Source organism: Streptomyces sp. NPDC110618, from assembly GCF_055657065.1.
On the sequence record NZ_JBVKBN010000033.1, the window covers coordinates 58,407 to 64,683 of the forward strand.

The following is a 6,277-nucleotide window of genomic DNA, read 5'->3' on the forward strand; positions in this document are numbered from 1 at the left end:
GCCGACCCCTCAGTCCGGCAGCGGGGTGAGCAGCATCCGGCTCGCGAACCCCACCGCCGCGTCCAGACGTTCGGTGAACTCCTCGGCCAGGTCGGGGAGCCTGCGCAGCGCCCACAGGGCCCGGGCCGCCGCCCAGGTGGCGTCCCGGGCCCTTTCCAGGCTCCAGGAGCCGAGCAGGTGGGTGAGCGGGTCCGCGATCTGCAGCAGATCGGGGCCCGGCATCAGCTCCTCGCGGATGCGCTCCTCCAGCGCCACGAGGAGATCACCCACGCGATCGAACTCGTCCTCCAGCTCGACGGGTTCGCAGCCGAGCGTACGACAGGTGTCCACGACGGCCAGCGCGAGATCGTGTCCGATGTGCGCGTTGATGCCCGCCAGCGCGAACTGCAACGGCCGTACCCCGGGATGGCGCCGGTACTGGAACAGGGGCCGCCAGCAGGCCGGGGGCCGCCGTCCGGCCTCGGCGGCGTCGACCGCCGCGAGATAGCGCTCGGCGAACCGCACGTCCAGCGTGATCGCCGCCCGCGCGTCCGGGAAGAGACCGGTGTCGATGCCCCGGTCCACGGCCTCGGTCACCGCCAGGTAGACACGGTTGAAGACGGCTACGCCGTCCCGTGTGGGAAGATCCACTGCGACGGCGCGCATGCGGCCGATGACCGCGTCCACAGGTGAGGTGAGTTGTTCGCATTGCGCCATGGGGGCAGAGTCGCACCTTTAGGGTGACTGGAGTGCCGGCGGGCCCGACGCTTCCCCAGAACGGGGGAACGCGTCCGCCGTCACGGGAGTGAGCCGCATCGGTCTGGGGAGGCCCGGCGGCGCACGGCCCGCACGTACGGAGGGGGAAAGGCGTTTGGCTGGCTCACGTGTTCAGAGGCGTGAGGCGCGCAAGGCGGCGCGCCGCCGGTCCACGCGGCGGGGGGCCATGGTGGTGGCCGCGTCCGTCGTGGTCGCCGTCGGCACCACGGCCGGGATGATCTCAGCGCTCGATGACGGCGCCTTGGACGAGGCCCGCCCCGAGGTGACGTACTCGCCGCGCATCCAGGACCTGCCGGTGTCGCCTCCGCCGTCCTCCGCGTCCGCCTCGCCCTCCGCCTCTCCGCCGCCGACGAAGAAGAAGACGAGCCCGAAGCCCACGCCGAAGAAGACCAAGACGGCACCCACCAAGGCCGCCGTCTCCACCCAGCTCTACCGGCACCCCGATTCCCAGGTCCTGGACTGGGTCCGCGCCAACTCCGGCGACTCCCGGCACGGCGTCATCCAGTCCCGGATCGCCGCCCAGCCCGCCGCCGTGTGGTTCGCCGACTTCACCCCGGACAACATCACCGCCAGGGTCCGCGCGGTCGCCTCGGGCGGCGCCGCCCAGGGCCGTACGCCCGTGGTGGTGGCGTACACGATCCCCGACCGGGACTGCGGCGGGGCCAGCCAGGGCGGGGCGCCGAGCCTCGGTGCCTACGACGACTGGATCGACCGCTTCGCCGCCGGGCTCGGCTCCGGCAGCGTCATCGTCATCCTGGAACCCGACTCCATAGCCCAGGCCGAGTGCCTCTCCGGCGGCGAGCGGGCCGCCCGGTTCGCCTCGCTGGCCCGCGCCGGGCGCGTGTTGAAGGCCGCCAACCCCAACGCCCGGGTCTACTACGACGCCGGGCACTCGGGCTGGCACGCCGCGAGCAAGCAGGCGGGCTGGCTGCGGCAGGCGGGCGCCGCCTCCGCCGCGTCCTCCGACGGGATCTTCAGCAACGTCTCCAACTTCCACACCACCGCCGACGAGGTCGCCTACGACCGGCAGGTCCTTGCGGCCCTCGGCGGTCCCGCCTCCCTGGGCGCCGTCATCGACACCAGCCGCAACGGCAACGGCGCCCCGGCCGACGGCGAGTGGTGCGACCCGGACGGCCGGGCGCTCGGCCGCACCCCGACGCTGAGCACGGGGGAGTCCCGTATCGACGGCTACTTGTGGGTGAAGCTCCCGGGCGAGTCCGACGGCTGCAAGGGCACCCCGGGAACCTTCTCCGCGTCGTACGCCTACGAACTGGCCTCGTCGTAGGAGGATGTGCCCTCGTCCAGGAGCGGCTGCCGGTTCTTGAGGTGGGCCGGGGCGAAGGCACGCAGCGCGTGGTAGCCGATGATCACGACGAGGGTGCCCAGCGCGATGCCGCTCAGCTCGAAGGTGTCGGTGAACTCCATGGTCACGTTGCCGACGCCGATGATGATGCCGGCCGCCGCCGGGACCAGGTTCAGCGGATTGCGCAGGTCCACCCCGGCGTTGATCCAGATCTGCGCGCCGAGCAGGCCGATCATGCCGTACAGGATGACGGTGATGCCGCCGAGGACGCCGCCGGGGATGGCGGCCACGACCGCGCCGAACTTCGGGCACAGGCCGAAGAGCAGGGCGAAGCAGGCGGCGGCCCAGTAGGCGGCGGTGGAGTAGACGCGCGTCGCGGCCATCACGCCGATGTTCTCGGAGTACGTGGTGGTGGGCGGGCCGCCGACCGCGGTGGAGAGCACCGAGCCGACGCCGTCGGCGGAGATGGCGGTGCCGAGCTTGCCGTCGAGGTCGTCGCCGGTCATCTCGCCGACCGCCTTGACGTGTCCGGCGTTCTCGGCGACCAGGGCGATCACGACGGGCAGCGCGACCAGGATCGCCGACCACTCGAAGGACGGCCCGTGGAAGGTGGGCAGCCCGATCCAGTCGGCCTGGCCGACGGCGGAGAGGTCCAGGCGCCAGTGGTCGGTGACCTTGCCACTCGCGTCCGCCGAGTGGATACGGCCGAAGATCCGGTCGAAGAGCCAGGAGACGCCGTAGCCGAAGACCAGGCCGAGGAAGATCGCGATCCGGGACCAGAAGCCGCGCAGACAGACCACGGCCAGGCCGGTGAAGAGCATCACCAGCAGGGCGGTCCACTGGTCCTGCGGCCAGTAGGTGGTGGCGGTGACCGGGGCCAGGTTGAAGCCGATCAGCATCACGACCGCGCCGGTGACGATCGGCGGCATCGCGGCGTGGATGATCCGGGCGCCGAACCGCTGGACGGCGACACCGACCAGGAACAGCGCCACGCCGACCACGAGGACCGCGCCGGTCACCGTGGCGCTGGTGCCGCCGTCGGCCCGGATGACGGCCGCGACACCCACGAACGACAGCGAACAGCCCAGGTAGCTGGGGACCCGGCCGCGCGTGGCGAGCAGGAAGACCATGGTCGCCACGCCGGACATCATGATCGCCAGGTTGGGGTCCAGGCCCATCAGGACCGGGGCCACGAACGACGCCCCGAACATCGCCACCACGTGCTGGGCGCCCAGGCCCGCCGTGCGCGGCCAGGAGAGCCGTTCGTCGGGCCGGACCACCGCGCCGGGCGCCGGAGTGCGTCCGTCGCCGTGCAGTTTCCAGCGGACGCCAAGATCCATGGTGCGGTTTCGCTTTCGGTCGTGCGTGCGGATGTCCGGACCATTGTCAGGGGTGCGACCGGACGCCGATCATCCGCATAGGCGCTGGCGCGCCGGTCCGCCGGTCGTCCGCATCCGCGGGACATGCGTCTGTCCGGCCGTTCACGCGCCTGTCCGGCGGTTTCACGCGCCCGTCCGGCGGGTCACCGTAGGGCCGGTGACCCGCCGGACCGCCGGTCGTCCGCGTGGGCCCGTCGGCGCGTCGGTCAGGTCCGCGCGTCCGGGATCGCGGCGTCCGCCTTGGTGATCGTGGCCGACTTGCGGTCGGCGGAGCGCAGCACGCCCGCGAACACCGCGAGACCGGTCGACAGCAGCGTGACCAGGGCGAACGACACCACCAGGCTCGTCGCCTGGGCCAGCCCGCCGATCGCGCCGGGCGCGACGAGACCCGAGGTGTACGTGATGGTCGCGACGCCTGCGATCGCCAGGCTGGGGTTGGGGCCGCTGCGGCCCGCCGCCGCGAAGCACAGCGGGACGACCACCGCGATGCCGAGGCCCATCAGGGCGAAGCCGGTCATCGCGACCGCGGGATGGCCCGCGAGGACGATCAGCAGGCCGCCGACGGCGGCGAGGACACCGCCGAGGCGGACCGTGCGGACGGCGCCGTAGCGGTCCACCACCTTGTCGCCCGCGATCCGGGCGAGCGCCATGGTGAGCGTGAAGCCCATGGTGCAGGCGGCGGCGAGACCGGCCGAACTCTCCAGCTCGTCCCGCAGATACACCGCGGACCAGTCCAGGCTCGCGCCCTCCGCGAACACCGCGCAGAAGCCGACCGCGCCGATGAGCAGCGCCGAGCGGGGCGGCAGCGCGAACCGGGGCGGCGGTTCCTCGTCCTGGGCGGGCTGCAGGTCCAGCACCCAGGCGCAGGCGGCCACGCCCGCGACGGTCAGCACGGCCGCCGCCACCGCGTGGTGCAGGCGGGCGTCGGTGTCCAGGTGGGCGGCGAGGGTGCCGCCGAGGGAGCCGAGCACGGCGCCGGCGCTCCACATGCCGTGCAGCCCCGACATGATCGACCGGTCGAGCCGGTTCTCCACCTCCACGCCGAGGGCGTTCATCGCGACGTCCGCCATGCCGGCCGTGGCGCCGAAGACGAAGAGAGCCAGGCAGAGCGTGAGGAGGTTGGGGGCCAGTGAGGGCAGGACCAGGGCGAGCGTCCACAGCGCGATCAGCGCGCGCAGGGCGTTGCGGGCGCCGAAGCGGTGGGTGATGCCCCCGGCGAGCGGCATGGCCAGCGAGGCGCCGAACGCGGGGCAGGCGAGGGCCAGCCCCAACTGGCCGGCGCTCACCTCGGCATGGTCCTGGATCCAGGGCACCCGGGTGGCGAAGGAGCCAGTCACCGCGCCGTGCACGGTGAAGACGGCGGCCACGGCATAGCGCGCCCGCCGCACCTCGCGTCCGCTCTGGACCACGTCACTCATTCTCCGACCCCTCCCTCTGCGATGCCGCCGTAAACTATCAGGAACCCTGCCTGATAGATAGGGGATATCCCATGACCGCGCCCCACCCGACCCCGCCGATCTGGCAGGATCCCGGCATGCCCGCATCCCCCAGCACCGCACGGGCCCTCAACGACCGGCTCGCCCTGCGTCTGTTCCAGCAGGAGGGCCCGTTGACGGCGGGGCGGCTGAAAGAGCTGACCGGACTGTCCCGTCCGAGCGTCGCCGACCTCCTCGAACGCCTCACCGCCGCCGGACTGATCGTGGTGGTGGGGGAGTCCGGCGAACAGCGCCGCGGACCGAACGCCAAGGTGTACGGCATCGTCGCCGACCGCGCCCACCTCGCCGCCCTCGACGTGCGCACCGAGGGTGTCTCGGTGGCCGTGTCCGACCTGCTCGGACGCGTCCTGACGGAGGCGTCGGCGCCGATCGACACCGGGGTCGGCACCGGGCCCGCCGTGGAGCAGGCCGTGGCGCTGGTGGAGCGGGCGGTGAAGGAGGCCGGCGTGGACCGGCCGCACACCGTCGGCATCGGCGCGCCCGGCCTGATCGACCCTGCCACCGGCGAACTGCGCGACTCCACGGGGCTGCCCGAATGGCACCGGCGGCTGGTCGCGGCCCTCCAGGAACGGTTCCCGCAGGCCCGCGTCGGCGTGGAGAACGAGACCAACCTCGCGGCCGTGGCGGAGCACCGCGACGGCGCCGCCCGCGACCGGGACACCTTCGTGCTGGTCTGGCTGGGCATGGGCGTCGGCGCCGCGGTGATGCTGGACGGGGCGATCCGGCGGGGTGCGTCGGGCGGCACGGGCGAGATCGGGTTCCTGCCGGTGCCGGGGACCACGGGCCTGCCTTCGGCCACCGGGTGCGACGGGGGCTTCCACTCCCTGGCCGGCGCCGCCGCGGTCGCGGAACTGGCGGCCGCCCATGGACTGACGGCGGCCGGGGAGGCGGCGGCGCTGGTCAGAGCCGCGTCGGCGGAACCGTCCGAACCGGCCCACGCCGCCTTCCTGGACGCCTTCGCCGACCGTGTCGCCCTGGGCGCCGCGGCCGTCGTCTCCGTGCTCGACCCGGGCTGCGTGGTCCTCGCGGGCGAGAACGGCCGAGCAGGTGGCGCACCCCTCGCGGAGCGGGTCCAGTCCCGGCTGGCGGCCCTGTCGCCCCTGCCGACCGAGGTGCGGCCCAGCGCGCTGGGCGGGGAGGCGGTCCTGCGCGGCGCGCTGCTGACGGCACGGGAGAAGGCGCAGGACGACGTGTTCGGCTACCGGGACTGACCCGCGCGGGCGTCAGCGGCTGTTTGTTCGGCTACCGGGACTGACAGTGAGGATGTTGGTGGCTTCTCCGGGTGGGTCTGACTCATGGACTGACCGACGCCGACTGGCTGTCCTCAAGGGGATCCGTCGGCC

At 73.2% G+C, this 6,277-nt stretch carries 5 protein-coding genes; 2 read left to right on the forward strand and 3 right to left on the reverse strand.

Going from position 1 to position 6,277, the window contains the following annotated elements; genetic code table 11:
* Window positions 1-9 precede the first annotated feature (9 nt).
* Complete coding sequence (locus ACZ7L7_RS35195; protein WP_285511361.1) at window positions 10-696, reverse strand: DUF5995 family protein; 687 nt, start codon at window positions 694-696, stop codon at window positions 10-12.
* A 226-nt stretch (window positions 697-922) separates the two neighbouring features.
* Between ACZ7L7_RS35195 and ACZ7L7_RS35200 the strand changes: the two genes are divergently transcribed.
* Window positions 923-2,041 (forward strand): glycoside hydrolase family 6 protein, encoded by a 1,119-nt coding sequence (locus ACZ7L7_RS35200; RefSeq protein ID WP_285511360.1) that lies wholly within the window; start codon window positions 923-925, stop codon window positions 2,039-2,041.
* Here ACZ7L7_RS35200 and ACZ7L7_RS35205 read toward each other — a convergent pair.
* Together ACZ7L7_RS35205 and ACZ7L7_RS35210 are read right to left on the reverse strand one after the other, a co-directional pair.
* On the reverse strand, window positions 2,020-3,399 hold the full coding sequence (locus ACZ7L7_RS35205; protein WP_285511359.1) for a uracil-xanthine permease family protein: 1,380 nt from the start codon (window positions 3,397-3,399) through the stop codon (window positions 2,020-2,022). The genes ACZ7L7_RS35200 and ACZ7L7_RS35205 overlap by 22 nt on opposite strands.
* A 245-nt stretch (window positions 3,400-3,644) precedes the next feature.
* Window positions 3,645-4,856 carry an MFS transporter gene (locus tag ACZ7L7_RS35210; RefSeq protein ID WP_285511358.1) on the reverse strand — a complete coding sequence of 404 codons (1,212 nt, stop codon included), beginning with the start codon at window positions 4,854-4,856 and terminating at the stop codon, window positions 3,645-3,647.
* A gap of 116 nt (window positions 4,857-4,972) precedes the next feature.
* Here ACZ7L7_RS35210 and ACZ7L7_RS35215 point away from each other — a divergent pair, with 116 nt between their 5' ends.
* Complete coding sequence (locus ACZ7L7_RS35215) at window positions 4,973-6,145, forward strand: ROK family transcriptional regulator (RefSeq protein WP_285511357.1); 1,173 nt, start codon at window positions 4,973-4,975, stop codon at window positions 6,143-6,145.
* The last annotated feature ends 132 nt before the right edge of the window (window positions 6,146-6,277 follow it).

What these genes read in the sequence shown, in the direction of transcription:
- ACZ7L7_RS35210 (WP_285511358.1), bottom strand. Translation starts at nt 4,856, where the DNA reads ATGAGTGACGTGGTCCAGAGCGGACGCGAGGTGCGGCGGGCGCGCTAT.
- ACZ7L7_RS35195 (WP_285511361.1), bottom strand. Translation starts at nt 696, where the DNA reads ATGGCGCAATGCGAACAACTCACCTCACCTGTGGACGCGGTCATCGGC.
- ACZ7L7_RS35200 (WP_285511360.1), top strand. Translation starts at nt 923, where the DNA reads ATGGTGGTGGCCGCGTCCGTCGTGGTCGCCGTCGGCACCACGGCCGGG.
- ACZ7L7_RS35215 (WP_285511357.1), top strand. Translation starts at nt 4,973, where the DNA reads ATGCCCGCATCCCCCAGCACCGCACGGGCCCTCAACGACCGGCTCGCC.
- ACZ7L7_RS35205 (WP_285511359.1), bottom strand. Translation starts at nt 3,399, where the DNA reads ATGGATCTTGGCGTCCGCTGGAAACTGCACGGCGACGGACGCACTCCG.